The 23,100-nt window shown below is 71.5% G+C and carries 21 protein-coding genes; 11 read left to right on the forward strand and 10 right to left on the reverse strand.

Annotated features, from left to right (window positions below):
- Window positions 1-9 precede the first annotated feature (9 nt).
- The 9 genes from ACZ43H_RS08315 to ACZ43H_RS08355 form a co-directional block, all read right to left on the reverse strand.
- Entirely contained in the window at window positions 10-636 is a 627-nt protein-coding gene (locus ACZ43H_RS08315) for an acVLRF1 family peptidyl-tRNA hydrolase (protein ID WP_464589291.1), read from the reverse strand.
- 191 nt (window positions 637-827) lie between these two features.
- On the reverse strand, window positions 828-1,106 hold the full coding sequence (locus ACZ43H_RS08320) for a metal-sulfur cluster assembly factor (RefSeq protein ID WP_464590771.1): 279 nt from the start codon (window positions 1,104-1,106) through the stop codon (window positions 828-830).
- A gap of 125 nt (window positions 1,107-1,231) precedes the next feature.
- Entirely contained in the window at window positions 1,232-1,714 is a 483-nt protein-coding gene (gene sufU / locus ACZ43H_RS08325; protein WP_464589293.1) for a Fe-S cluster assembly sulfur transfer protein SufU, read from the reverse strand.
- Between the two features lie 2 nt (window positions 1,715-1,716).
- Window positions 1,717-2,973, reverse strand: a complete 1,257-nt coding sequence (locus tag ACZ43H_RS08330; RefSeq protein WP_464589295.1) for a cysteine desulfurase — start codon at window positions 2,971-2,973, stop codon at window positions 1,717-1,719.
- Between the two features lie 36 nt (window positions 2,974-3,009).
- Window positions 3,010-3,771 carry a Fe-S cluster assembly ATPase SufC gene (gene sufC, locus ACZ43H_RS08335; RefSeq protein ID WP_464589296.1) on the reverse strand — a complete coding sequence of 254 codons (762 nt, stop codon included), beginning with the start codon at window positions 3,769-3,771 and terminating at the stop codon, window positions 3,010-3,012.
- A gap of 44 nt (window positions 3,772-3,815) precedes the next feature.
- Window positions 3,816-4,151, reverse strand: coding sequence for a non-heme iron oxygenase ferredoxin subunit (locus tag ACZ43H_RS08340; protein WP_464589298.1), 336 nt, complete (start codon window positions 4,149-4,151; stop codon window positions 3,816-3,818).
- Window positions 4,151-5,365 (reverse strand): Fe-S cluster assembly protein SufD, encoded by a 1,215-nt coding sequence (sufD, locus tag ACZ43H_RS08345; RefSeq protein ID WP_464589299.1) that lies wholly within the window; start codon window positions 5,363-5,365, stop codon window positions 4,151-4,153. The genes ACZ43H_RS08340 and sufD overlap by 1 nt, the downstream gene beginning before the upstream one ends.
- A 75-nt stretch (window positions 5,366-5,440) precedes the next feature.
- Window positions 5,441-6,913 (reverse strand): Fe-S cluster assembly protein SufB, encoded by a 1,473-nt coding sequence (gene sufB, locus ACZ43H_RS08350; RefSeq protein WP_464589300.1) that lies wholly within the window; start codon window positions 6,911-6,913, stop codon window positions 5,441-5,443.
- Window positions 6,856-7,587, reverse strand: coding sequence for a helix-turn-helix transcriptional regulator (locus ACZ43H_RS08355; protein WP_464589302.1), 732 nt, complete (start codon window positions 7,585-7,587; stop codon window positions 6,856-6,858). The genes sufB and ACZ43H_RS08355 overlap by 58 nt, the downstream gene beginning before the upstream one ends.
- Window positions 7,588-7,799: 212 nt before the next feature.
- Here ACZ43H_RS08355 and ACZ43H_RS08360 point away from each other — a divergent pair, with 212 nt between their 5' ends.
- The 7 genes from ACZ43H_RS08360 (at window position 7,800) to ACZ43H_RS08390 (ending at window position 15,336) form a co-directional block, all read left to right on the forward strand.
- Window positions 7,800-8,687: a lysylphosphatidylglycerol synthase domain-containing protein gene (locus tag ACZ43H_RS08360; protein ID WP_464589303.1), complete on the forward strand. Its 888-nt coding sequence runs from the start codon at window positions 7,800-7,802 to the stop codon at window positions 8,685-8,687.
- A 132-nt stretch (window positions 8,688-8,819) separates the two neighbouring features.
- Window positions 8,820-9,545, forward strand: coding sequence for a phosphatase PAP2 family protein (locus ACZ43H_RS08365; protein ID WP_464589305.1), 726 nt, complete (start codon window positions 8,820-8,822; stop codon window positions 9,543-9,545).
- A complete protein-coding gene (locus tag ACZ43H_RS08370; protein WP_464589307.1) occupies window positions 9,542-10,195 on the forward strand; it encodes a glycerophosphodiester phosphodiesterase in 654 nt (217 codons plus the stop codon). Before ACZ43H_RS08365 ends, ACZ43H_RS08370 begins: the two co-directional genes overlap by 4 nt.
- A gap of 75 nt (window positions 10,196-10,270) precedes the next feature.
- The gene (locus ACZ43H_RS08375) at window positions 10,271-12,637 is read left to right on the forward strand and encodes a xanthine dehydrogenase family protein molybdopterin-binding subunit (protein WP_464589309.1); all 2,367 of its coding nucleotides are present in this window, start codon (window positions 10,271-10,273) and stop codon (window positions 12,635-12,637) included.
- Window positions 12,638-12,737: 100 nt separating this feature from the next.
- Window positions 12,738-13,694 (forward strand): ABC transporter ATP-binding protein, encoded by a 957-nt coding sequence (locus ACZ43H_RS08380; protein WP_464589311.1) that lies wholly within the window; start codon window positions 12,738-12,740, stop codon window positions 13,692-13,694.
- Window positions 13,691-14,467 carry an ABC transporter permease gene (locus tag ACZ43H_RS08385; protein ID WP_464589312.1) on the forward strand — a complete coding sequence of 259 codons (777 nt, stop codon included), beginning with the start codon at window positions 13,691-13,693 and terminating at the stop codon, window positions 14,465-14,467. The genes ACZ43H_RS08380 and ACZ43H_RS08385 overlap by 4 nt, the downstream gene beginning before the upstream one ends.
- Window positions 14,458-15,336, forward strand: coding sequence for a COX15/CtaA family protein (locus ACZ43H_RS08390; protein WP_464589314.1), 879 nt, complete (start codon window positions 14,458-14,460; stop codon window positions 15,334-15,336). Before ACZ43H_RS08385 ends, ACZ43H_RS08390 begins: the two co-directional genes overlap by 10 nt.
- A 212-nt stretch (window positions 15,337-15,548) precedes the next feature.
- On the opposite strand, the gene ACZ43H_RS08395 is transcribed toward ACZ43H_RS08390, so the two are convergent.
- On the reverse strand, window positions 15,549-16,493 hold the full coding sequence (locus ACZ43H_RS08395; RefSeq protein ID WP_464589316.1) for a heme o synthase: 945 nt from the start codon (window positions 16,491-16,493) through the stop codon (window positions 15,549-15,551).
- A gap of 226 nt (window positions 16,494-16,719) precedes the next feature.
- On the opposite strand from ACZ43H_RS08395, the gene tkt reads away from it, so the two are divergent.
- Genes tkt through zwf form a run of 4 tightly spaced genes read left to right on the forward strand, consistent with a single transcriptional unit; the run spans window position 16,720 to window position 23,100 of the window.
- On the forward strand, window positions 16,720-18,747 hold the full coding sequence (gene tkt, locus ACZ43H_RS08400) for a transketolase (protein WP_464590773.1): 2,028 nt from the start codon (window positions 16,720-16,722) through the stop codon (window positions 18,745-18,747).
- 59 nt (window positions 18,748-18,806) lie between these two features.
- Window positions 18,807-19,922 (forward strand): transaldolase, encoded by a 1,116-nt coding sequence (tal, locus tag ACZ43H_RS08405; protein WP_464589317.1) that lies wholly within the window; start codon window positions 18,807-18,809, stop codon window positions 19,920-19,922.
- Window positions 19,919-21,580: a glucose-6-phosphate isomerase gene (locus ACZ43H_RS08410; protein ID WP_464589319.1), complete on the forward strand. Its 1,662-nt coding sequence runs from the start codon at window positions 19,919-19,921 to the stop codon at window positions 21,578-21,580. Before tal ends, ACZ43H_RS08410 begins: the two co-directional genes overlap by 4 nt.
- On the forward strand, window positions 21,577-23,100 hold the full coding sequence (zwf, locus tag ACZ43H_RS08415) for a glucose-6-phosphate dehydrogenase (protein WP_464589321.1): 1,524 nt from the start codon (window positions 21,577-21,579) through the stop codon (window positions 23,098-23,100). Before ACZ43H_RS08410 ends, zwf begins: the two co-directional genes overlap by 4 nt.

Here is a 23,100-nt window from a genome sequence, read left to right on the forward strand (position 1 = left end):
CCGTCCACGCTAGGTGCTGGAGGCGCCTGCGTTCGTGACATCGACGCGGATCGCCGACGCGTCACCGATCGCGGCCTCGAGGACGCTGCGGCGCGGGTCGGGCACGGGGAGCCACGGCTCGACCGGGTGCAGCTTCCTGAGTCGCGGGTCCTCCAGCACCTCGTCGACCGCGGCCCGGTCGCCGCCCGCGACCAGCGGCCCCGCGAGCCCGCCCAGGATCCGGGCGGCGTGCTCGGCGGCCGCCTCGTAGGCCTGCCGGGCCTGGTTGTCCCTGCGGCGGGCGAACCGCTGCTGGCTCTGACCGCCCGCCTTGGTCCGGCCCTGGACGTGGCGCTGGCCGACCTTGGAGTCCACGACCTCCTCCCCCGCCAGCCGGGCGACGGCGAAGCCGCCCTTGCGGACCAGGAGCACGCCCCAGTCGTCCGGCAGCTCCCGCGCCGCCGCCGCGAACCCGGAGGCGTCCGGGAGGCCGGCGTACCGCCCCTCGAACGGCAGCCGGGCCCTGAACGTCGAGCCGTCCGAGGCCGCGCCGGTCAGCGCACCGTCGGCGACGGCCAGCCCGGTCGTGCCGTGGCGGCCGTTGAAGTTGAGGACCCACCGCTCGATCCGGGCGGCGGGGACGAGGACGACGGGCACGGGTCGACGCTAGCCGACGGCCGGAGCGAGGCGGACAGGTCGTCCTGTCAGGGACTACCGGCAACCCCGCTCGTCCCTCGCGGGGTCGCACTCAGGTCTCGAGCCGCCCGTCGCGGCCTCGCAAGCTCAGGCGCGGGGCTCCCTCGACCACTTCGGCTCGCAACCCCGCTCGTCCCTCGCGGGGTCGCGCCTCAGACGTTGAAGCCGAGCGCCCGCAGCTGCTCGCGGCCGTCCTCGGTGATCTTGTCCGGGCCCCACGGCGGCATCCAGACCCAGTTGATCACCACGTCGTTGACCAGGCCCTCGAGGGCGCTGTTGGTCTGGTCCTGGATCACGTCGGTCAGCGGGCACGCGGCCGAGGTGAGCGTCATGTCCAGGACGCAGTTGGACGACTCGTCGAGGTGGACGTCGTAGACGAGGCCGAGGTCGACGACGTTGATGCCGAGCTCGGGGTCGACGACGTCCTTCATCGCCTCGGTGACGTCCTCGACCGAGACGGACGACGTGCCGCCGCCGGTCGTGGCCTCGGGCACCTCGGGCAGGTCACCGTGATCCACGGGGTGGTCGACCGCGTGGTCGACGGACTGGTCGGTCATCAGTTGCTCTCCTTGGTCTCGGCGGTCTCGGCGCCGTCGGCCACCGAAGCGGCGGCCGTGGCGTCCTTCCAGGCCATCCAGCCCAGCAGCGCGCACTTCACGCGCGCCGGGAACTTCGCGACACCGGCGAAGGCGATGCCGTCCTCCAGCACGTCCTCGTCCGGCTCGACGGTGCCCTTGCCCTGCATCAGCGTCAGGAACTCCTGGTGGATGGCCAACGCCTCGTCCACCTTCTTGCCGATGACGAGGTCGGTCATCACCGAGGCCGACGCCTGCGAGATCGAGCACCCGACGGCGTCGTACGACACGTCGCCGACGACGTCACCGTCGAGGTGCACCCGCAGGGTCACCTCGTCGCCGCACGTCGGGTTGACGTGGTGTACCTCGGCCTCGAAGGGGTCGCGCAGGCCCTTGTGGTGAGGGTTCTTGTAGTGGTCGAGGATGATCTCCTGGTAGAGCGCATCCAGATCCTGGCTCGTCACGGTCACCCCAGCTTGAAGTAGGAACGGGTGTACTCGAGACCCTCCACGAGGGCGTCGATCTCTCCCGGCGTGGTGTAGAGGTACGACGACATCCGCGTGGAGCTCTGCACCCCGAACCGCGCGTGCGCCGGCTTCGCGCAGTGGTGACCGGCGCGCACGGCGATGCCGCGCGAGTCGAGCACCTGGGCGACGTCGTGCGGGTGCACGCCCTCGATCTCGAAGGAGATCGCCCCGCCGCGCTGGGTGGCGTCGAGCGGGCCGAGCACGGTCAGCCCGGGCACGGTCGCGAGCCCCTCGAGGGCGTACGCCGTCACCGCCTGCTCGTGCGCGTGCACCGCCTCCATGCCCACGGCACCGAGGTAGTCGACCGCGGCACCGAGACCGACGGCCTCGACGATCGGCGGTGTCCCGGCCTCGAACTTGTGCGGGACGGGGGCGTACGTCGACCGCTCCATGCGGACGGTCTCGATCATCTCGCCGCCACCGAGGAACGGTGGGAGCTGGTCGAGGACCTCGCGCCTGCCCCAGAGCACGCCGATGCCGGTGGGGCCGACGACCTTGTGACCTGTGAAGGCCAGCAGGTCAGCGCCCGACGCGACCACGTCCACGGGCAGCTGGGGTGCGGCCTGGGACGCGTCGACCACGACGATCGCGCCCACCTCGTGAGCACGCCTCGCGATCTCGGCGACCGGGTTGATGGTGCCCAGCATGTTCGAGACCCAGGTCAGCGAGACGACCTTGGTGCGCTCGTTGACGAGCTCGTCGATGTTCGACAGGTCGAGGCGGCCGTCGTCGGTCAGGCCGAACCAGCGCAGGGTCGCGCCCTTGCGCTCGGTGAGGAGCTGCCACGGCACGATGTTGGAGTGGTGCTCCATCTCGGTGATGACGACCTCGTCGCCCGCCCCGATCGAGAGGTCACCGGTGGCCCACGCGAGGGTGTTCGCCACCAGGTTGAGCGCCTCCGAGGCGTTCTTGGTGAAGATCACCTCGTCGCGGCTGGGCGCCTTGATGAACGCCGCCACCTTGTCGCGGGCGCTCTCGAACGCCTCCGACGCCTCGGCACCGAGCTGGTGCATGGCGCGGGCGACGTTCGCGTTGTGGCGCTCGAGGTGGTCGACCATCGTGTCGATCACCACCTGCGGCTTCTGCGAGGTGTTCGCGCTGTCGAGGTAGACCAGGGGGTGGCCGCCCGCGAGCACGCGCTCGAGGATCGGGAAGTCCTTGCGGATGACTTCCAGCTCCGGAAGCAGGCCTTCCATCGGGTGTTCCTCTCTACGCGCGGGTGGTGTGGCCGGTCAGACCGTCGCGGGACGGACGTACTTGTCGTACCCCTCCGCCTCGAGCTCCTCGGCCAGCTCGGAGCCGCCGGACGCGGCGACCTTGCCGTTCACGAAGACGTGGACCCGGTCGGGCTGGATGTAGCGCAGGATGCGGGTGTAGTGCGTGATCAGCAGGACGCCCTTGCCCTCCTGCTCGCGGAAGCGGTTCACGCCCTCGGACACGATCTTCAGCGCGTCGATGTCGAGGCCGGAGTCGGTCTCGTCGAGGATCGCGACCTTCGGGTCGAGCAGCTCGAGCTGGGCGATCTCGTGGCGCTTCTTCTCGCCACCGGAGAAGCCCTCGTTGACCGAGCGCTGCGAGAACGTCGAGTCGAGGTCGAGGCGCTCGAGGGCGCTGTTGACGTCCTTGACCCAGGTGCGCAGCTTGGGGGCCTCGCCGTCGATCGCGGTCTTGGCGGTGCGCAGGAAGTTCGCGACGGAGACGCCGGGGACCTCGACGGGGTACTGCATGGCGAGGAACAGGCCGGCGCGGGCGCGCTCGTCGACGGACATCGCGAGGACGTCCTCGCCGTCGAGCGTCACCGTGCCGCCGGTGATGGTGTACTTCGGGTGACCCGCGATCGAGTAGGCCAGGGTCGACTTGCCGGACCCGTTCGGACCCATGATCGCGTGCGTCTCGCCGTCCTTGATGGTCAGCGTGACGCCCTTGAGGATCTCCTTGGCGCCGTCCTCGGTGTCGACCGAGACGTGCAGGTCCTTGATCTCCAGCGTGCTCATCTGTGTCTCTTCCTTGCTCGAAGTCTGATCGAAGTCTGGGTTGTTCAGGACGGCTGGACGCCGTTGAGGGTGGTGGTGGTGTCGACGTACACGCCGTCCTCACGGACCTCGACGGGGAACACCGTCACGGGCTCCGTCGCGGGCAGGCCGGTGGGCTTGCCGGTGCGCAGGTCGAAGCGCGAGCCGTGCAGCCAGCACTCGATCTGGCAGTCGGCCACCTCGCCCTCGCTCAGCGCCACGGCGGCGTGCGAGCAGAGGTCCTGGACGGCGAAGAACTCGTCACCGTCGCGGGCGATCGCCACGTCGAGGTCGCCGATGCGGACGGCCAGGCCCTCGTCGACCCGGACCTCCTCGGTGGCGCAGACGCGCTCGAACGCCATCAGACCGCGCTTCCCGGGAAGGCCTTGAGGACGTTCTTGGCCAGCTCGGCCTCGACGGTCTCGCGCAGCTGGTCCTCGATCGCCGGGACGTCGATCTTGCGGATCAGGTCGTTGAAGAAGCCATGCACGACCAGGCGTCGGGCCTCGTCCTCCTCCACGCCGCGCGAGCGCAGGTAGAACAGCTGCTCGTCGTCGAAGCGGCCGGTCGCCGACGCGTGGCCGGCGCCCTCGATCTCGCCGGTCTCGATCTCGAGGTTGGGCACCGAGTCGGCCTGGCAGCCGTCGGTGAGCACCAGGTTGCGGTTCTCCTCGTAGGTCTCGATGCCCTCGGCGACCTTGCGGATCAGGACGTTGCCGATCCAGACCGTGTGGGCGCCCTCGCCCTGCAGCGCGCCCTTGTAGACCACGTTGCTGCGCGTGTTGGGCGCGGTGTGGTCGACGAAGAGGCGGTGCTCGATGTGCTGGCCGCCGTGGTCGGTGTCGCCGTCGGCGAAGTACATGCCGAGCATCTCCACCGATCCGCCGGGGCCGGCGTACTCGGCGGTCGTGTCGTGGCGCACCACGTTGCCGCCGAAGGACACGTCGACGTGCTTGAACGTCGCGTCCCGGCCGACCTTCGCGTGCCGGTGGCCGAGGTGGACTGCGTCGTCCTCCCAGTCGTCGATGCTGACGACGGTCAGCTGCGCCCCGTCACCGACCACGATCTCGGTGAGGTCGGCCAGGGTGGCCGAGCCGATGAACCGGAACACCACGGTGGCCTTGCTGTGCGGCTCCGCGGTGACCACGACGTGCGACGAGGAGGCGGTGTCGATGCCGGTGCCGCGGACGTCGATGAACACCGGGGCGTCCAGCTCGGTCTCGCGCGGCACCGTCACGGCGTACCGGCGGGCCGCCTCGTGCCAGACCCGGGCGCTGACCCGGTCGACCGGCACCAGACCGCTGGAGCCACGCAGCGGGCTGTCGGCGTCGATCTCCTCGATGCGCACGGCCTCGGGCGCCGTCGCCTCGGCACCGACGTGGGTGCCGGACAGGTCGGCGTCGGCGTGCAGCTCGCGCAGCCGCTTCAGGGGCGTGAAGCGCCACACCTCCTCGCGCCCGGTGGGCACGGGGTGGTCGGCCACCTCGAAGGAGCCCTCGGGGTGCAGGTGCGAGTCGACCTTGTCGAGCTCGAGGGAGGAGGCCACGCTCTCGCGGGCGGTGTCAGTCACAGTCACTCGTCAGTTCTTTCCTGGGCGTCGTGGTCTCGACGGGCTCGACCACCGGGGGCGGGACGGCGGGGCGGTGCGGCGTCAGCCGACCGCGCCCTCCATCTGCAGCTCGATGAGGCGGTTGAGCTCGAGGGCATACTCCATCGGCAGCTCCTTGGCGATCGGCTCGACGAAGCCGCGGACGATCATCGCCATGGCCTCGTCCTGCTCCATGCCGCGCGACATCAGGTAGAAGAGCTGGTCGTCGGAGACCTTCGAGACCGAGGCCTCGTGGCCCATCGACACGTCGTCCTCGCGGATGTCGACGTAGGGGTAGGTGTCGGACCGGCTGATCTGGTCGACGAGCAGCGCGTCGCACAGCACGTTGGACTTCGAGCCGTGGGCGCCCTCGTTGACCTGGATCAGGCCGCGGTACGACGTCCGGCCGCCACCACGGGCCACCGACTTCGACAGGATCGAGGAGGAGGTGTACGGCGCCGCGTGCACCATCTTGGCGCCCGCGTCCTGGTGCTGGCCCTCGCCGGCGAACGCGATCGAGAGCGTCTCGCCCTTGGCGTGCTCGCCCATCAGGTAGACGGCGGGGTACTTCATCGTCACCTTGGAGCCGATGTTGCCGTCGACCCACTCCATCGTCGCGCCGGCCTCGCAGGTCGCGCGCTTGGTGACGAGGTTGTAGACGTTGTTCGACCAGTTCTGGATGGTCGTGTAGCGGCAGCGGCCGCCCTTCTTCACGATGATCTCGACGACCGCGGAGTGCAGCGAGTCGGACTTGTAGATCGGTGCCGTGCAGCCCTCGACGTAGTGCACGTAGGCGCCCTCGTCGACGATGATCAGGGTCCGCTCGAACTGGCCCATGTTCTCGGTGTTGATCCGGAAGTAGGCCTGGAGCGGGATGTCGACGTGGACACCCTTCGGCACGTAGATGAACGAGCCGCCGGACCACACCGAGGTGTTCAGCGCGGCGAACTTGTTGTCACCCACCGGGATGACGGTGCCGAAGTACTCCTTGAAGAGGTCCTCGTGCTCGCGCAGCGCGGTGTCGGTGTCGAGGAAGATGACACCCTGCTCCTCGAGGTCCTCGCGGATCTGGTGGTAGACGACCTCGGACTCGTACTGCGCCGCCACGCCGGCCACGAGGCGCTGCTTCTCCGCCTCGGGGATGCCGAGCTTGTCGTAGGTGTTCTTGATGTCCTCGGGGAGCTCCTCCCACGAGGTCGCCTGCTTCTCCGTCGACCGGACGAAGTACTTGATGTTGTCGAAGTCGATCGTGGAGAGGTCCGAGCCCCAGGTCGGCATCGGCTTGCGGCCGAAGAGCTTCAGCCCCTTCAGGCGCAGGTCGAGCATCCACTGCGGCTCGTTCTTCTTGCCCGAGATGTCGCGCACGACGGCCTCGTTGAGACCGCGCTGCGCGGACGCACCGGCGACGTCGGGGTCGCTCCAGCCGAAGTCGTAGCGACCGATGCCCTCGAGCTCGGGGTTGCGCTCGTCGATGGTCGTCATGTGGTGACCTGCTCCTTCGTCTTGCCGGTGGGTGGAGACGTGTGGGGGATGCATGTGGTGCAGACCCCGTCGCCGTGGGCGATGGTGGCCAGCCGCTGCACGTGGCTGCCGAGCACGCGACTGATCGCCGCGGTCTCGGCCTCGCACAGCTGGGGGAACTCGTGGGCGACGTGGGAGACCGGGCAGTGCTGCTGGCACAGCTGCTCCCCCGCGCTGGGTCCGCCCGCGCTGCTCAGCGGCCCGGTGCGGGGCAGCTCGCGCACGGACGCGGCGTACCCCTCGTCGGTGAAGACCCGCGCGAGCACCTCGGCCGGGGACAGCTTCGGCTGCTCGCGCTGGACGTCGTGGAACCTCTCCTCGACGAACGCCACGCGACGGTCCGCGAATTCCCGCACCGCCTGCTCCCCGCCGGTCTCGGCGAGGAAGCGCAGCGCCTGGACGGCGAGGTCGTCGTACTGCTGGTCGAATCCGTCGCGACCCGCCTCGGTGAGCGCGAAGAGCTTGGCGGGGCGGCCGCGCCCCCGGGACGCGAGGTGCCGCGGCTCGCGCGCCTCGACGGCGCCCTCCTCGAGCAGCTGGTCGAGGTGGCGGCGGACGGCGGCCGGGGTGAGGTCGAGGCGCTCGGCGAGCGCCGCGGCCGTGGAGGGGCCGTTGACGAGGATCGACCGGACGACGCGCTGGCGCGTCGGCTGGTCGTCGGCCCCACGGGCCCTCTCGTCGAATTCCACAACACCAGTGTGCCGTTAATGGCGAGGGCCGTTCAAGTAAGGGTCGCCTTACCGTTCGACCACCGGACCCGTACCCCAGAAGGGCCACAGGTCCCTACCCCATATGGGCCATCGACCGTGCTGGGCCTTGACGAGTTCCGGTTCACTCGAAAGTGGGTACGTAGAGACCCGACACCGGCTCCCCCCGTCCCGGCGTCCACCGGAAGGTTCCCATGCAGCTGCGCACCCTCCTGCACAAGGTCGTGCACTCCAGGACCGTGCTGGTCCTCGGCGTCCTGGTCAGCATCCTGGTGCCCGCCGTCACCCTGCCCCGGCTCCCCCACGTCAGCCCGTGGCCGGTGCTGCTCGGGCTGGCCCCCTGGATCGTCGGCAAGTACCTCCTCTGCCCGTTGCGCTGGCGCGCCCTCACCGACGCCGACCTGAGCCGGCGCTGGCACCTGCGCGCGTACGCCGAGTCCGAGCTGCTCGGCCTGCTCACCCCCGGTCACGTCGGCGCGGACGTGTGGCGGATCCACCGGCTGACCGGCACCGGCCTGGGCCGCGGCGACGCACTGGTGAGCGTCGGCACCGACCGGCTGGTCGGCGCCCTCGGCCTGGCCGCCTTCGTGGCCTTCGCCGGGACCGCGCTGCCGGTGCGCATGCTGCTGGTGTCGGGCGTGGTGACCCTCCTGGCGGTCGTCGCGGTCCTGGTGCTGCGCCGGGTGCGTCCCGACCTGCTGCCCCGCCGCCCGCTGCCGCCCCCGCGCCGGCTGGCGCACGCCCTGGTCCTGTCCGCGGGCTACCAGCTGTCCATCGCGGCCCTCCTGCTCGGGACCCTGGCCGCGACCGGCCACGACCTCTCGCCCCTCGCGGTGCTCGGCGCGTTCGGCGCCAGCCAGATCGCCGGTGCGGTTCCCGGTCCCAACGGCGCGAGCCCGCGTGACGGGGCCCTCGTCGCGGCCCTGGTGGCGCTCGGGGTGCCGTTCACCGCGGCGGCGGCCGCCGTGGCCGTGAAGGCGGCGGTGGCCTGGCTGCCCGCGCTCGCCCTCGGCGGCGTGAGCCTCTACCTGACCCGCCGCGCGGCGCGGCGTACCGGCAGGGCGCTCCCCGCGCTCGCCTGAGCCCGGTCGACCGGACGGTTGGTCCCCGGATCGGGGACCTTCGCCCTGAGCAGCGGCGCGTGTCTCCGCCGAGGATGGTGAGGGCAAGCGTGCCGTCGAGGTACCCAGGGGAGCTGCATGCACGTGTCCCGGGTGACTGCTGCGAGGCGGACGAACCTCCCCTGGATCCTGGGCCAGGCGGGGTGGGTCGTCCTCGGCCTCGTCGTCTACTTCCGGGTCCGGGGACTGACCGACGCCTCCCGGGACGTCGCGGTGGCCCACGGCCGCGACATCGTCGCGTTCGAGAAGAGCATCGGCCTGCACATCGAGGCGGCGTTCCAGCGCCCGGTCGAGTCCTCCGAGGCCGCCGAGGCGGTCGCCAACTGGATCTACATCTGGGGCCACTGGCCGGTCATCGTCGTCGCGATGGTCTGGCTGGCGTGGCGCCACCGGCCCTACTTCCTGCGGCTGCGTGACGGCATGCTCGTCTCCGGGGCGATGGGCATGGTGGTGTTCGTGACCTATCCCGTGGCCCCTCCCCGCCTGCTGGGGCTCGGCCTGGTCGACACGGTGACGGAGAGCTCGAACAGCTACCGCTACCTGCAGCCTCCCGCGTTCGTGGACCAGTACGCCGCGATGCCGAGCCTGCACTCGGGGTGGGACCTCCTCGTCGGGATCGCGATCTACGGGGCCGCGACCTCGCGGGTGCTCAAGGTGATCGGGTGCGCGATGCCCGTGCTGATGGCGTTCGCCGTCGTCGCGACCGCCAACCACTACGTGGTCGACGTGGTCGCCGGGATCGCGCTGGCCCTGGTCGGGCACGCGTGCGCCCTGGCCCTGGAGCGGCGGCGCGTCCGGCGTGGGCACGAGCCGACATGACGCCCCTCGCCATCGCGCACCGGGCCGGGAACTCGCTGGCCGGCCTGCACGCGGCCAACACCCTGGGCGTCGACGTCATCGAGTGTGACGTGCACGAGCACCGCGGCCGGCTCGAGGTGCGGCACCTCAAGACCGCCGGCCCGCTGCCGTTCCTGTGGGACCGCTGGGAGCTCGCGTCGGCGTCCGCCCCCCGACTCGGGCTGCGCGAGCTGCTCGAGGCCGACCGGCACGGCACGACGTTCATGCTCGACATCAAGGGTCGGCGCAGCTCCACGGCGCCGGCGGTCGCGGAGCTGTTGCACGAGGTCGCCTCCCACGAGCCCGTCCTGGTCTGCGGGCGCTACTGGCCGACCGTCGACGTGGTGGCCGAGCTGCCGTACGTCCGTGCCGTGCTGTCGGCACGCAACCGGGTCGAGCTGGCCCGGCTGCGGCGACGCGTCCGGAGCCGGCGCCCGGTCCACGGCGTCTCCGTGCACCTGTCGCTGCTGGACCGCCATCTCGTCGCCGAGCTCCTCGGCCACGTCGAGGTCGTGATGACCTGGCCGGTCAACGACGTCGTCGCCCTGGACACCGCGATCGGCGTCGGGGCCAACGGCATCATCAGCGACGAACCCGACGTGCTCGCCGAGCTGATCCGCCGCCGGGCGTGACCCGCACCACGCCCCGCTAGTCTCGACGCGGACGTCCGGACCGGGTCCGGGGTCGCCGTCGAGAAGGAGACGCGGATGCCGGGATCGCTGCTGGGGAACATCGTCCCGCGGGTCGAGGACCCCGACCTGGTGCGCGGGCGCAGCACCTTCGTGGACAACCAGCGCATCGAGGGCACAGCCCACGCCGTCTTCGTGCGCAGCCCCTTCGCGCACGCCCGCGTGACCGGCGTCGACACCTCGCTGGCCGAGGCCGCTCCGGGAGTGCTCGCGGTGCACACCGGCGCCACCATCGGGGACCGTCCGGTCCCGGCGTTCGCCGACGTCAACAAGGCGGTCACCCGCACCGCGCTGGCGACGGACACGGTGCGCTACGTCGGCGACCCGGTCGCGCTGGTCGTGGCCGAGACCCGCGCCCAGGCCGTCGACGCCGCCGAGCTGGTCGACGTCGACTACGACGAGCTGCCGGTCGTCGCGGACATGGAGGCGGCGCTGGCGCCCGATGCGCCCCTGCAGCTCGAGTCCCTCGGCTCCAACATCGCCGCGAGCCGCGCGGACGGCGACCACTCCGACCCCCTGGCCGGAGCCGAGCACGTGGTCCGGCTGCGGGTGGAGAACCACCGCATCGCCACCGCGCCGATGGAGGGGCACGCGATCCTCGCCCAGCCGACGGGAGAGGGGCCGAACGACGGCGGGCTGACCGTCTGGGTGGCCACCCAGCAGCCGCACCTGTCCCGCGATCTCATCGCCCGCTGGACCGGGCTGGACAAGGAACAGGTCCGCGTCATCGCACCCCACGTCGGCGGCGCGTTCGGCGGCAAGGCCGGCATCACCCCCGACCACGCCGCGGTCATCGCCGCCGCACGGGGCCTCGGCCGCCCCGTGAAGTGGACCGAGACCCGCAGCGAGGCGATGCTCTCGATGCACGGACGCGGTCAGGTGCAGTACGCCGAGCTGGGACTGGACGCCGAGGGGCGCTTCGTCGGCCTGCGGGTCCGGGTCGTGGGCGACTGCGGGGCGTACGCCGGCTTCGGCGGCGCGCTCGCCCTCGGTCCGACATACATGATGATCCAGGGGCCCTACGAGATCCCCGAGATCCGCTACGACGCGATCGCCGCGCTGACCAACACCGCCCCGGTCGGGGCGTTCCGCGGGGCCGGGCGGCCCGAGGCGGCGGCCCTGCTCGAGCGCCTGGTGGACCTGGCGGCCGACGAGCTCGGGCTGGCCCCCGAGGAGATCCGGCGCCGCAACCTGATCGCTCCGGACGCGTTTCCGTACAAGACCCGGACCGGCGTCACCTACGACGTCGCCGACTTCGACCTGCCGCTGCGCGAGGCGCTCCGGATCGCCGACGTCGACGCCGCCCGGGACGAGCAGCAGCGGCGCCGCGAGGCCGGCGAGGTGCGCCAGCTCGGCATCGGCATCGCGGTCTACGTCGAGATCACCGGCTTCGGCGGCTCGGAGTTCGGGTCGCTGCACGTCCACGAGGACGGCACCGCCACGATCATGGCCGGCACCTCCGGCCACGGCCAGGGCCACGCCACGTCGTTCGCCATGATCGCCTCGGACCGGCTCGGCATCCCGATGGAGGACCTCACCTACGTCCAGTCCGACACCGCACTGGTCCGCTCCGGTGGCGGGACCGGCGGCTCCCGCTCGCTCCAGCTGGGCGGCAACGCCGTGGGCCAGGCGGCCGACGAGGTGCGGGTCAAGGCGCTCGACGTGGCCGCCCGGATGCTGGAGGCCGACCCGGCGGACGTGGTGCTGGAGGACGGCGTCTTCGGAGTGCGGGGCGTCGCCGGCACCGGTGTGCGCTGGCCCGAGCTCGCGGCCTGGGCGCACGAGCACGACGGCGGGCTGGGCTCCGACACCGACTTCACCCAGAAGGGCGCCACCTTCCCGTTCGGGGCACACGTCTCGATCGTCGAGGTCGACACCGAGACCGGCCTGGTCACGCCCCTGCGGCACGTCGCCGTCGACGACTGCGGCCGGGTGCTCAGCCCGCTGATCGTGGCCGGGCAGCAGCACGGCGGCGCCGTGCAGGGCATCTCCCAGGCGCTGTGGGAGCAGTTCGTCTACGACGAGCACGGCACCCCGCTGACCTCGACGTTCGCCGACTACGCGATGCCCACGACCGCCGACACGATCGCCCTGGAGGTCTCCAACACCGAGACCCCGACCCCGCTCAACCCGCTCGGCGCGAAGGGCATCGGGGAGTCCGCCACGATCGGCTCGACCCCGGCGGTCCAGAACGCCGTGGTCGACGCGCTGCGGCACCTCGGGGTCCGCCACGTCGACATGCCGTGCACGCCGGAGCGGGTGTGGCGGGCCGTCGGCGAGGCCGCCTCCGAGGACGGCCAGCGCCTGTGGCGCGAGCCGCCGGCCGCGTTCGGCACCCTCTCCCGGGGTGGGGACACCGACACCCCGGAGGCCGCCGAGATCTGAGCCGGCCGGTCCCGGGCCGCTGAGACCTGGGCCACACGGGTCCTGGCACGAGCGCCGCCCGCGGGCCGCCCGGCACACCACCGCTCCCTACACTGACCGCGTGTCGAAGCCCGCTCCCGCCGACCCGGCCGTCGCCGTCGACGGGCTGGTGATGAGGTACGGCGACAAGGTCGCCGTGGACGGCCTCTCCCTCGTGGTCGAGCGGGCGACCATCACCGCGGTCCTCGGCCCGAACGGCGCCGGGAAGACCACCACGTTGGAGACGTGCGAGGGCTACCGCACCCCGCAGCGCGGCCAGGTGCGGGTGCTCGGCCTCGACCCGGTCCGCGACCGGGCCGACCTGCTCCCCCGCATCGGCGTGATGCTCCAGGGCGGCGGCGCCTGGAGCGGCGTGCGGGCCATGGAGATGCTGCGCCACGTCGCCCGGCTGCACGCCCACCCCCTCGACACCGACATGCTCGCCGATCGACTCGGGCTCGGGGACTGCGGCCGCACGCCGTACCGTCGCCTCTCCGGCGGCCAGCAGCAGCGCCTCGGCCTGGCCATGGCCGTCGTGGGGCGTCCGGAGATCGCCTTCGTCGACGAGCCGACCGCGGGGATGGACCCGCAGGCGCGGCGCGCCACCTGGGAGCTGCTGGAGGAGCTGCGCGCCGACGGCGTCACCGTGGTGCTCACGACCCACTACATGGACGAGGCGGAGCGCCTCGCCGACCGGATCCACATCATCGACCACGGTCGGCTGATCGCCTCCGGGACGCCGCTGGAGCTGACCCGCGGCCGGTCGGACGAGCGTGCGGCCACCATCCGCCTCGTGGTGACCCGCCCCTTCCCGCCCGGCTCCCCGGAGTCGCTGCGCAGCGCGCTCGGCGCACAGGCCGAGGTGACCCAGCTCGACGACGTGAGTCTCGTCCTGAGCGGTCCCGCCGACGCCTCCACGCTGGCGAAGGTCTCCGGCTGGTGCGAGGCCAACGACGTGCTGCCGGAGTCCCTGACGCTGGGCCAGCGCAACCTCGAGGACGTCTTCCTCGAGCTGACCGGACGGGAGCTGACCCCATGAGCACCCAGGGCCACGGCACCTTCAGCCCGATGCCCGGCGCGGCGCCGTTCCACCGGATGGTGCGCGCGCAGGCCGCCATGGAGGCGCGGCTGATGCTGCGCAACGGCGAGCAGCTGCTGCTGGCCGTCGTCATCCCGGTGATCGTGCTGGTCGGCGGCGTCGAGGGCTCCCACCGGATGGGCATCACGTTCTCCCACCCGGCCGTCGACGTGTTCACCCCCGGCGTGCTCGCGCTGGCCGTGATGTCGACGGCGTTCACCTCGCTGGCCATCGCCACCGGCTTCGAGCGCCGCTACGGCGTGATCAAGCGGCTGGGCTCCTCGCCGCTCCCCCGGTCCGGCCTGCTGGCCGGCAAGATCGGCGGGCTGCTGGTCGTGGAGGTGCTCCAGGTCGCGGTGATCTCGCTGGTCGCCCTCGCGCTGGGCTGGGACCCCGACCCGGGCCTGCTGGGTGCGGTGCTCGCGATCGTGCTGGGCACCGCCGCCTTCGCGGCGCTGGGCCTGTTCGTCGCCGGCGTGCTGCGCGCGGAGGCGACGCTGGCGGCAGCCAACCTCGTCTACCTGCTGCTGATGGCCGGCGGCGCGGTCGTGCTGCCCGCCTCGGCGTACGGCGCCTTCGGCTCGTTCGTCCAGTGGCTCCCGTCGGGGGCCCTGGGCGATGCGATGCGCACCGCCCTCATCCACGGCGCCACCGACTGGACCGACCTCGGCGTGCTGCTCGGCTGGGCCGTGCTCGGCACCGCCCTGACCGCGAGGACCTTCACGTGGGAGTGACCGCACGCCTGACCCGTCTCGACGAGTGGTTGAAGGGGTGGGGCTGGGCCTCGCTGGTGGCGAACTGCGTGCTGGTCGTCACCGGTGGCGTGGTCCGGCTGACCGGCTCGGGCCTCGGCTGCCCGACCTGGCCGCGCTGCACCGAGGAGTCGTTCACCCCGCACGGCGCCTACAACGTGCATTCGGTGATCGAGTTCGGCAACCGGATGCTCACCTACGTCCTCGTCGCCGTCGCGATCGGCACCTTCGCCGCCGCCTGGCAGTCCGGCCGCCGCGACCTGCGCCGCATCGCGCTGGTCATGGCGCTGGGCATCCCGGCGCAGGCGGTGATCGGCGGCATCACGGTCCTCACCGACCTCAACCCCTGGATCGTGTCGCTGCACCTGCTCTGCTCGCTGGCGATCATCGGGGCCTCCGTGCTGTTCCTCCAGCGCATCGACCGGCCGGCCCCCGCTCGGGCGGAGCACGGACGGTTCACGGTCCTGGCCTGGGCGACCTTCGCCGCTGCCTGGGCGGTGCTGTACGTCGGCACGGTCGTCACCGGCTCGGGGCCGCACGCCGGGGACGCGGACTCCCCCCGCAACGGCCTCGACCCGCTGCAGCTCAGCCAGCTGCACTCCGACGCGGTGTTCCTGTTCGTCGGGCTCACGCTCGGCCTGCTCCTCGCCCTGGTCGCCACCGGGGCGGGCACCGTGGCCCGTCAGGCGGTCGCGGTCCTGCTGGCGCTCGAGGTGGCCCAGGGAGGCATCGGCTTCGTGCAGTACTTCACCGACCTGCCGATCGTGCTGGTCGGCTTCCACATGCTCGGCGCGGCGTTGATCTCCGCGAGCGTGACCTGGGTGCTGATCCAGGTGCGCGAGCCCGCCTGATCCAGGCTGACCCCCACGGGGCCCGGCCTCGGCGAGGTGGACGCCCGGGGGCCGGGGCGAGAACCACCCCGGCCACCACGGGCGATGAATGACGACGGTCGCCTGCACCCCCGTGAACAGGATCGACCGTCGTCATAGGTGTAGACGCGACGAGTCGCAGAAGGGTTGCACCCGGATCCGACTTTTTTTCGGGAGATTCCGGGGAGCCCGGTTCAGCGGCTGAGCAGGGGGTCCAGCGCGACCGCGACGAATAGCAGCGAGAGGTAGAGGTTCGAGGAGTGGAACAGCCGCATCGGCTGGATCACGCTCAGGTCCTCGGTGCCCCGCGTGCGGGCCCACATGCGGTGCGCCTCGAGCAGGAAGACGGCCCCCAGGACCGCTGCGGCCACCGGGTAGACCGGGCCGGTGCCGGCGACCGGCCAGAGCAGCAACGAGGTCGCCACCATCACCCAGCTGTAGAGCACGACCTGCTTGCCCACCTCCCGGGCGGGGGCGACGACGGGCAGCATCGGCACGTCGACGTTCGCGTAGTCCTCGCGGTAGCGCAGGGCGAGCGCCCAGGTGTGCGGCGGGGTCCAGAAGAACACCACCGCGAACAGCACGACCGGGACCCACGAGAGCTCGCCGGTGACGGCCGTCCAGCCGATCAGCGCCGGGAAGCAGCCGGCGAGGCCGCCCCAGACGATGTTCTGGGTGGTGCGCCGCTTGAGCACCATCGTGTAGCCGAACACGTAGAACGCGTTGGCGGCGACCGAGAGGACCGCGGAGAGCGGGTTCACCCACGCCCAGAGGATCGCGGTCGACAAGATCCCGAGCACGAAGCCGAAGACCAGCGCCGACCGCGGCGAGACGATGTGGCGTGGCAGCGCGCGGCGCCGGGTCCGGCGCATCTGCTCGTCGATGTCGCGGTCGTAGACGCAGTTGAACACCGAGGCGGAGCCGGCCGAGAAGGTGCCGCCGATGACCGTGGCCACCACAAGGCCGAGCGGGGGGATGCCGCGCGCCGCGAAGAACATCACGGGGACGGTGGTGAGCAGCAGCAGCTCGATCACGCGGGGCTTGGTGAGCCCGACGTACGCCGCGACGACGTCACGCACCGTCGCCGGGGTCGTGTCCTGCCGCGGGGCAGCAGCGGTCGACTGGCCGACGTAGGTCACGGGGTTCCTCGGGTGGGGCGGGTCACCATGAGCAGGTGCTTGCTGGGTTCGATCCTATCGCGCCGACTGAGTAGGCTCGGCCCTGCCTGAGTACCCGCGCCTGTGACGTTGGCCCCGTTCGTGGTCAGCAGGCGCAGTCACCGAGAGGAACCCCGTGAGCAGAGCCGCTGGACTGGACTGGACCGACGTCGACCAGAAGGCGGTGGACACCGCGCGGGTCCTCGCCATGGACTCGGTCCAGAAGGTCGGCAACGGTCACCCGGGCACCGCCATGAGCCTCGCCCCCGTGGCCTACCTGCTCTTCCAGAAGGTCATGCGGCACAACCCCGCCGACCCCCACTGGCCCGGCCGCGACCGCTTCGTCCTCTCGTGCGGCCACAGCTCCATCACGCTCTACACGCAGCTGTTCCTCGGTGGCTGGGGCCTCGAGATCGAGGACCTGAAGTCGCTGCGCACCTGGGGCAGCAAGACCCCGGGCCACCCGGAGTTCGGCCACACCGCCGGTGTCGAGACCACGACCGGCCCGCTCGGCCAGGGCGTCGCCAACGCGGTCGGCATGGCGATGGCCGCCCGCCGCGAGCGCGGCCTGCTCGACCCGAACGCCGCCGAGGGCGAGTCGCCCTTCGACCACCACGTCTACGCCCTGTGCAGCGACGGTGACCTCGAGGAGGGCGTGAGCGCCGAGGCCTCGTCGCTCGCCGGCACCCAGCGGCTCGGCAACCTCACGGTGATCTACGACGCCAACCGGATCTCGATCGAGGGCGACACCGACGTCGCGTTCACCGAGGACGTCGCCAAGCGCTACGAGGCGTACGGCTGGCACGTCCAGACCGTCGACTGGACCAACGACGGCACCCGCTACGCCGAGGACGTCCCGGCGCTGCACGACGCCATCCGCAAGGCCGAGGCCGTCACCGACCGGCCCAGCTTCATCGTGCTCCGCACGATCATCGCCTGGCCCGCGCCGAACGCGCAGAACACCGGCGCCGCACACGGCTCCGCGCTGGGCGAGGAGGAGGTCGCGGCCACCAAGAAGGTGCTCGGCTTCGACCCGGAGCAGACCTTCGAGGTCCCCGACGACGTGATCAAGCACACCCGCCTCGCCGTCGACCGCGGCAAGCAGGCGCAGGCCGAGTGGGCCGACGCCTTCGCCCACTGGAAGACCAAGCCCTCCGCCGACGTCGCGCTCTTCGAGCGCCTCCAGACGCGCACCCTCCCCGAGGACTGGGCCGACGACCTGCCGACCTTCGAGGCTGACCCCAAGGGCGTCGCCACCCGCAAGGCCTCGGGCGCCGTGATCAACGCGATCGCGGGCCGCGTCCCCGAGCTCTGGGGCGGCTCGGCCGACCTGGCGGAGTCCAACAACACCACCATCAAGGACGCCAAGTCGTTCCTGCCCAAGGACCGCTCGACCGACGAGTGGTCCGGCGACCCGCTGGCCGGTCGCGTGCTGCACTTCGGCATCCGCGAGCACGCCATGGGCGCGATCATGAACGGCATCGCGCTGCACGGCGGCACCCGCGTCTTCGGCGGCACGTTCCTCACCTTCTCCGACTACATGCGGGGCGCCGTCCGCCTCGCGGCGCTGATGGGCCTGCCGGTCACCTACGTGTGGACCCACGACTCCATCGGCCTCGGCGAGGACGGGCCGACGCACCAGCCGATCGAGCACCTCGCCGCGCTCCGTGCGATCCCGGGCCTCGACATCGTCCGGCCGGCCGACGCCAACGAGACGGTGGCCGCCTGGAAGGCGGTGCTCCAGCGCACCGACCGTCCCGCCGGCATCGCGCTGACCCGCCAGAACGTCCCGGTCTTCCCGCGCGGCGAGCAGGGCTACAGCGACACCTCCAACGTCCACCGCGGCGGCTACGTCCTGATCGACACCGACGGCGGGCTGCCCGACGTCGTGCTGGTGGCCACCGGCTCCGAGGTGCAGGTCGCGGTCGCGGCCCGCGAGCTGCTCGCCGAGGACGGCATCCGCGCCCGCGTGGTCTCGATGCCCTGCCGCGAGTGGTTCGACGAGCAGGACGCGGCGTACCGCGAGACCGTCATCCCCCCGACCGTGAAAGCCCGCGTCTCGGTCGAGGCCGGCGTCGCGCAGGGGTGGCGCGAGATCGTCGGCGACCACGGCCGGATCGTGTCCATCGACACCTACGGCGCATCCGCGGACTACGCGCGGATCTACCAGGAGTACGGCATCACCGGCGAGGCCGTGGCCGACGCCGCCCGCGACAGCATCCGGGTCAGCAGCTGACCCCTGCGTGGCCACCACGGCACGGGGTACTGATCCCACATCGAACTGCAGGAGGAACCATGGGTGAACGTCTGAAGGCTCTCGCCGACGCGGGAGTGTCGATCTGGCTCGACGACCTCTCGCGGGAGCGGATCGAGACCGGCAACCTCGCCGAGCTCGTCAAGGAGAAGTCCGTGGTCGGTGTGACCACGAACCCGACCATCTTCGCCGCTGCGATCGCCGACGGCGAGCGCTACGACGACCAGGTCGCTCGCCTCGTCGAGAAGGGCGAGAACGTCGACCGGGTGGTCTTCGAGCTCACCACCGAGGACGTCCGCAACGCCTGCGAGATCATGGCGCCGGTCTTCGAGGAGACCCCGGCCGACGGTCGCGTGTCGATCGAGGTCGAGCCCGACCTCGCCAACGACACCGAGGGCACCATCGCGTCGGCCCGGGCCTTGTGGAGCGCGGTCGACCGGCCGAACGCCCTGATCAAGATCCCCGCCACCAAGGAGGGGCTGCCGGCGATCACGGCGGCGATCGCCGAGGGCATCAGCGTCAACGTGACGCTGATCTTCGGCATCGAGCGCTACCGCGAGGTCATGGACGCCTACCTGACGGGGCTCGAGCAGGCGCGCGACGCCGGCCTCGACCTCGGTCGCATCCACTCGGTCGCGTCGTTCTTCGTGTCCCGCGTGGACACCGAGGTCGACAAGCGCCTCGAGGCGATCGGCACCGACGAGGCCCTGGCGCTGCGCGGCAAGGCCGCGGTCGCCAACGCGCGCCTCGCGTACGCGGCGTACGAAGAGGTCATCGCGTCCGACCGCTGGAAGGTGCTCGCCGACGCGGGGGCCAACCCGCAGCGGCCGCTGTGGGCCTCCACCGGCGTGAAGAACGAGGACTACTCCGACACGCTCTACGTCACCGACCTCGTGGTCGCCGGCACCGTGAACACGATGCCGGAGAAGACCATGGAGGCCTTCGACGACCACGGGGAGCTCCGCGGGGACGCGGTCACCGGTACGGCCGTCGAGGCCCAAGAGGTCTTCGACCGGCTCGCCGCGGTCGGTATCGACTTCGGCGACGTGCTCCTGGCCCTCGAGACCGAGGGCGTCGACAAGTTCAAGAAGTCCTGGACCGAGCTGGTCGAGACCGTGACCGGCCAGATGCAGAAGGCAGGACAGGCCAAGGCATGAGCCAGACAGCTTGGAACACCGTGGACGGAGAGGGGACCGGAGCGGCGTTCGAGCTGTTCTTCGGCTACCCCGACGAGGCGGCCTTCGCCGGCACCGTCGAGAAGCTGGTGGCCGACAAGGTCGCCAGTGGCATCGCGGCGCAGGACCCCACCCTGTGGGGTCCTGCCGCCGAGGAGGAGTCCGCGAAGCGGCTCTCGTGGGTTGCGCTGTCCCAGACCTCGCGCTCCCTGGTCTCCGACATCGCCGAGCTCGAGGTCGAGCTCCGCCAGGGTGGGCTGACCAGGGTCGTGCTGTGCGGCATGGGCGGCTCGTCGCTGGCCCCCGAGGTCATCTGCGCCGCCGACGGCGTCGACCTCGTCGTCCTCGACTCCTCCGACCCGGACTTCGTCCGCCGCGCGCTCGAGGACCGCCTCGACGAGACGGTCGTGGTCGTCTCCAGCAAGTCGGGCGGCACCGTCGAGACCGACAGCCAGAAGCGCGCCTTCGAGAAGGCCTTCACCGACGCGGGGATCGAGCCCACCGCACGCATCGTGGTCGTCACCGACCCCGGCTCGCCGCTCGAGAAGTCGGCCCGTGAGGCCGGCTACCGCGTCTTCCTGGCCGACCCCGGGGTCGGGGGCCGCTACTCCGCGCTCACGGCCTTCGGCCTGGTCCCCAGCGGGCTGGCCGGCGCCAACATCGCCACCCTCCTCGACGAGGCCGAGGCGATCCGCCCCGTGCTCGAGGCCGACTCGGTCGACAATCCCGGCCTGCGCCTCGGTGCGCTGCTCGGCGCGGCGAACCTGGCCGGCTCGGACAAGCTCGTGCTGGCCAGCGCGGGGGCGGCGTTCGCCGGCCTCGGCGACTGGGCCGAGCAGCTGATCGCCGAGTCCACGGGCAAGGACGGCAAGGGCATCCTGCCGGTCGTCGTCGACGCCCTCGACTCCCCCAACTTCTCCCCCAGCACGCCCGACGAGGTGCTGGGGACCTTCGGACCCCACTTCGCGTTCGGCCCCGACCTCCGGCCCGCGTCCGGCTGGGGCGTGCACGTGGACGCCCCGCTCGGTGCCCAGCTGCTGCTGTGGGAGTACGCCACCGCGGTCGCGGGTCGTGTCATCGGCATCAGCCCCTTCGACCAGCCCGACGTCGAGAGCGCCAAGGCTGCGGCCCGGGAGATGCTCGACGGCGGCGGCACGACGCCGACGCCGCTGTTCGTCGACGGCCCGGTGACCGTCTACGCGTCCGAGGGGTGGCTGCCCGAAGGCACCTCCACCGTCGCCGACGCGGTGGCCGCCCTGTTCGCGGCGCTCGACCGGGAGCACGGCTACGTCTCGGTGCAGGCCTACCTCGACCGGCACCGCGACGCCGCGCTGGCATCGGTCCGCGACGGCCTCGCCGTCCGCACCGGACGCCCGGTGACCTTCGGGTGGGGTCCCCGGTTCCTGCACTCCACCGGCCAGTACCACAAGGGTGGCCCGGCCACCGGCGTCTACCTCCAGGTCACCGGCCAGCCCGAGGCCGACCTGGCGGTCCCCGACCGGCCGTTCACGTTCCACGAGTTCCTCACTGCCCAGGCCGTCGGCGACGGCCAGGTGCTCGCCCAGAAGGGGCGCCCGGTGCTGCGGCTGCACGTCAGCAGCCCCGCCGACCTCGACGTCGTACGAGAGGCTCTTGCGTGACCTACACCAACCCGCTGCGCGACCCCCAGGACCGACGGCTGCCGCGCATCGCCGGCCCCTGCGGCATGGTGCTCTTCGGCGTCACCGGCGACCTGTCGCGCAAGAAGGTCATGCCGGCGATCTACGACCTCGCCAACCGGGGCCTGCTGCCCCCGGGCTTCAGCCTCGTCGGATTCGCACGGCGCGACTGGGCCAACCAGGACTTCGCCCAGATCGTCCACGACTCGGTGAAGGCGCACGCGCGTACCGAGTTCCGCGAAGAGGTCTGGCAGCAGCTCGCTGAAGGGTTCCGCTTCGTCCCGGGCAACTTCGACGACGACGCGGCCTTCGACCGGCTGCGCCGCACCATCGAGGAGCTCGACGAGGAGCGCGGCACCGGCGGCAACCACGCGTTCTACCTCGCCATCCCGCCGTCGTTCTTCGGTGACGTCGTCGGCCAGCTGCAGGAGCACGGGCTGGCCGACCAGAAGGGCGACACCTGGCGTCGCGTGGTGGTCGAGAAGCCGTTCGGCCACGACCTGGAGTCGGCGCGGGAGCTGAACAGCATCCTGGACGGCGTGTTCCCGCCGGGCTCGATCTTCCGGATCGACCACTACCTCGGCAAGGAGACGGTCCAGAACATCCTGGCGATGCGCTTCGCCAACGAGCTGTTCGAGCCGATCTGGAACAACAACTACGTCGACCACGTGCAGATCACCATGGCCGAGGACATCGGCATCGGTGGCCGGGCCGGCTACTACGACGGCATCGGCGCCGCGCGTGACGTCATCCAGAACCACCTGCTGCAGCTGATGTGCCTCGTCGCGATGGAGGAGCCGACGTCGTTCGACGCCGAGAGCCTGCGCATCGAGAAGCAGAAGGTGCTCTCCAGCGTCGTGCTGCCGCACCGCCTCGACCTGACCACCGCCCGCGGCCAGTACGCCGCGGGCTGGGCCGGCGGTGAGAAGGTGGCCGGCTTCCTCGACGAGGAGGGCATCAAGAAGACCTCCACCACCGAGACCTACGCCGCCGTCACCCTGGGCGTGGACACCCGCCGGTGGGCGGGCGTGCCGTTCTACCTGCGCACCGGCAAGCGGCTCGGCCGTCGCGTCACCGAGGTGGCGATCGTGTTCAAGCGCGCGCCGCACCTGCCGTTCGCAGCCTCCTCGACCGAGGAGCTGACCCAGAACGCGCTCGTGATCCGTGTGCAGCCCGACGAGGGGATGACGATCCGGTTCGGGTCGAAGGTGCCGGGGACGGCGATGGAGATCCGCGACGTCAACATGGACTTCGTCTACGGCGGCTCGTTCACCGAGGCGAGCCCCGAGGCCTACGAGCGCCTCATCCTCGACGTCCTGCTCGGCGACCCCCCGCTCTTCCCCCGCCACGAGGAGGTCGAGCTGTCCTGGAAGATCCTGGACCCGATCCTCGAGCACTGGGCGAAGAAGGGGAAGCCGGAGCAGTACGCCTCCGGCACGTGGGGTCCGCCGTCGGCGGACAAGATGCTGGCCCGCGACGGACGCGTCTGGAGGCGACCCTGA

The sequence above is a fragment of the Nocardioides sp. DN36 genome (assembly GCF_055380375.1).

Excerpts from the sequence above, each read along its gene's own strand:
- ACZ43H_RS08320 (WP_464590771.1), bottom strand. The coding sequence starts at position 1,106 with ATGAAGGACGTCGTCGACCCCGAGCTCGGCATCAACGTCGTCGACCTC.
- ACZ43H_RS08330 (WP_464589295.1), bottom strand. The coding sequence starts at position 2,973 with ATGGAAGGCCTGCTTCCGGAGCTGGAAGTCATCCGCAAGGACTTCCCG.
- sufC (WP_464589296.1), bottom strand. The coding sequence starts at position 3,771 with ATGAGCACGCTGGAGATCAAGGACCTGCACGTCTCGGTCGACACCGAG.
- ACZ43H_RS08340 (WP_464589298.1), bottom strand. The coding sequence starts at position 4,151 with ATGGCGTTCGAGCGCGTCTGCGCCACCGAGGAGGTCCGGGTCGACGAG.
- sufB (WP_464589300.1), bottom strand. The coding sequence starts at position 6,913 with ATGCATCCCCCACACGTCTCCACCCACCGGCAAGACGAAGGAGCAGGT.
- ACZ43H_RS08360 (WP_464589303.1), top strand. The coding sequence starts at position 7,800 with ATGCAGCTGCGCACCCTCCTGCACAAGGTCGTGCACTCCAGGACCGTG.
- ACZ43H_RS08370 (WP_464589307.1), top strand. The coding sequence starts at position 9,542 with ATGACGCCCCTCGCCATCGCGCACCGGGCCGGGAACTCGCTGGCCGGC.
- ACZ43H_RS08375 (WP_464589309.1), top strand. The coding sequence starts at position 10,271 with ATGCCGGGATCGCTGCTGGGGAACATCGTCCCGCGGGTCGAGGACCCC.
- ACZ43H_RS08385 (WP_464589312.1), top strand. The coding sequence starts at position 13,691 with ATGAGCACCCAGGGCCACGGCACCTTCAGCCCGATGCCCGGCGCGGCG.
- tkt (WP_464590773.1), top strand. The coding sequence starts at position 16,720 with ATGGACTCGGTCCAGAAGGTCGGCAACGGTCACCCGGGCACCGCCATG.
- tal (WP_464589317.1), top strand. The coding sequence starts at position 18,807 with ATGGGTGAACGTCTGAAGGCTCTCGCCGACGCGGGAGTGTCGATCTGG.
- ACZ43H_RS08410 (WP_464589319.1), top strand. The coding sequence starts at position 19,919 with ATGAGCCAGACAGCTTGGAACACCGTGGACGGAGAGGGGACCGGAGCG.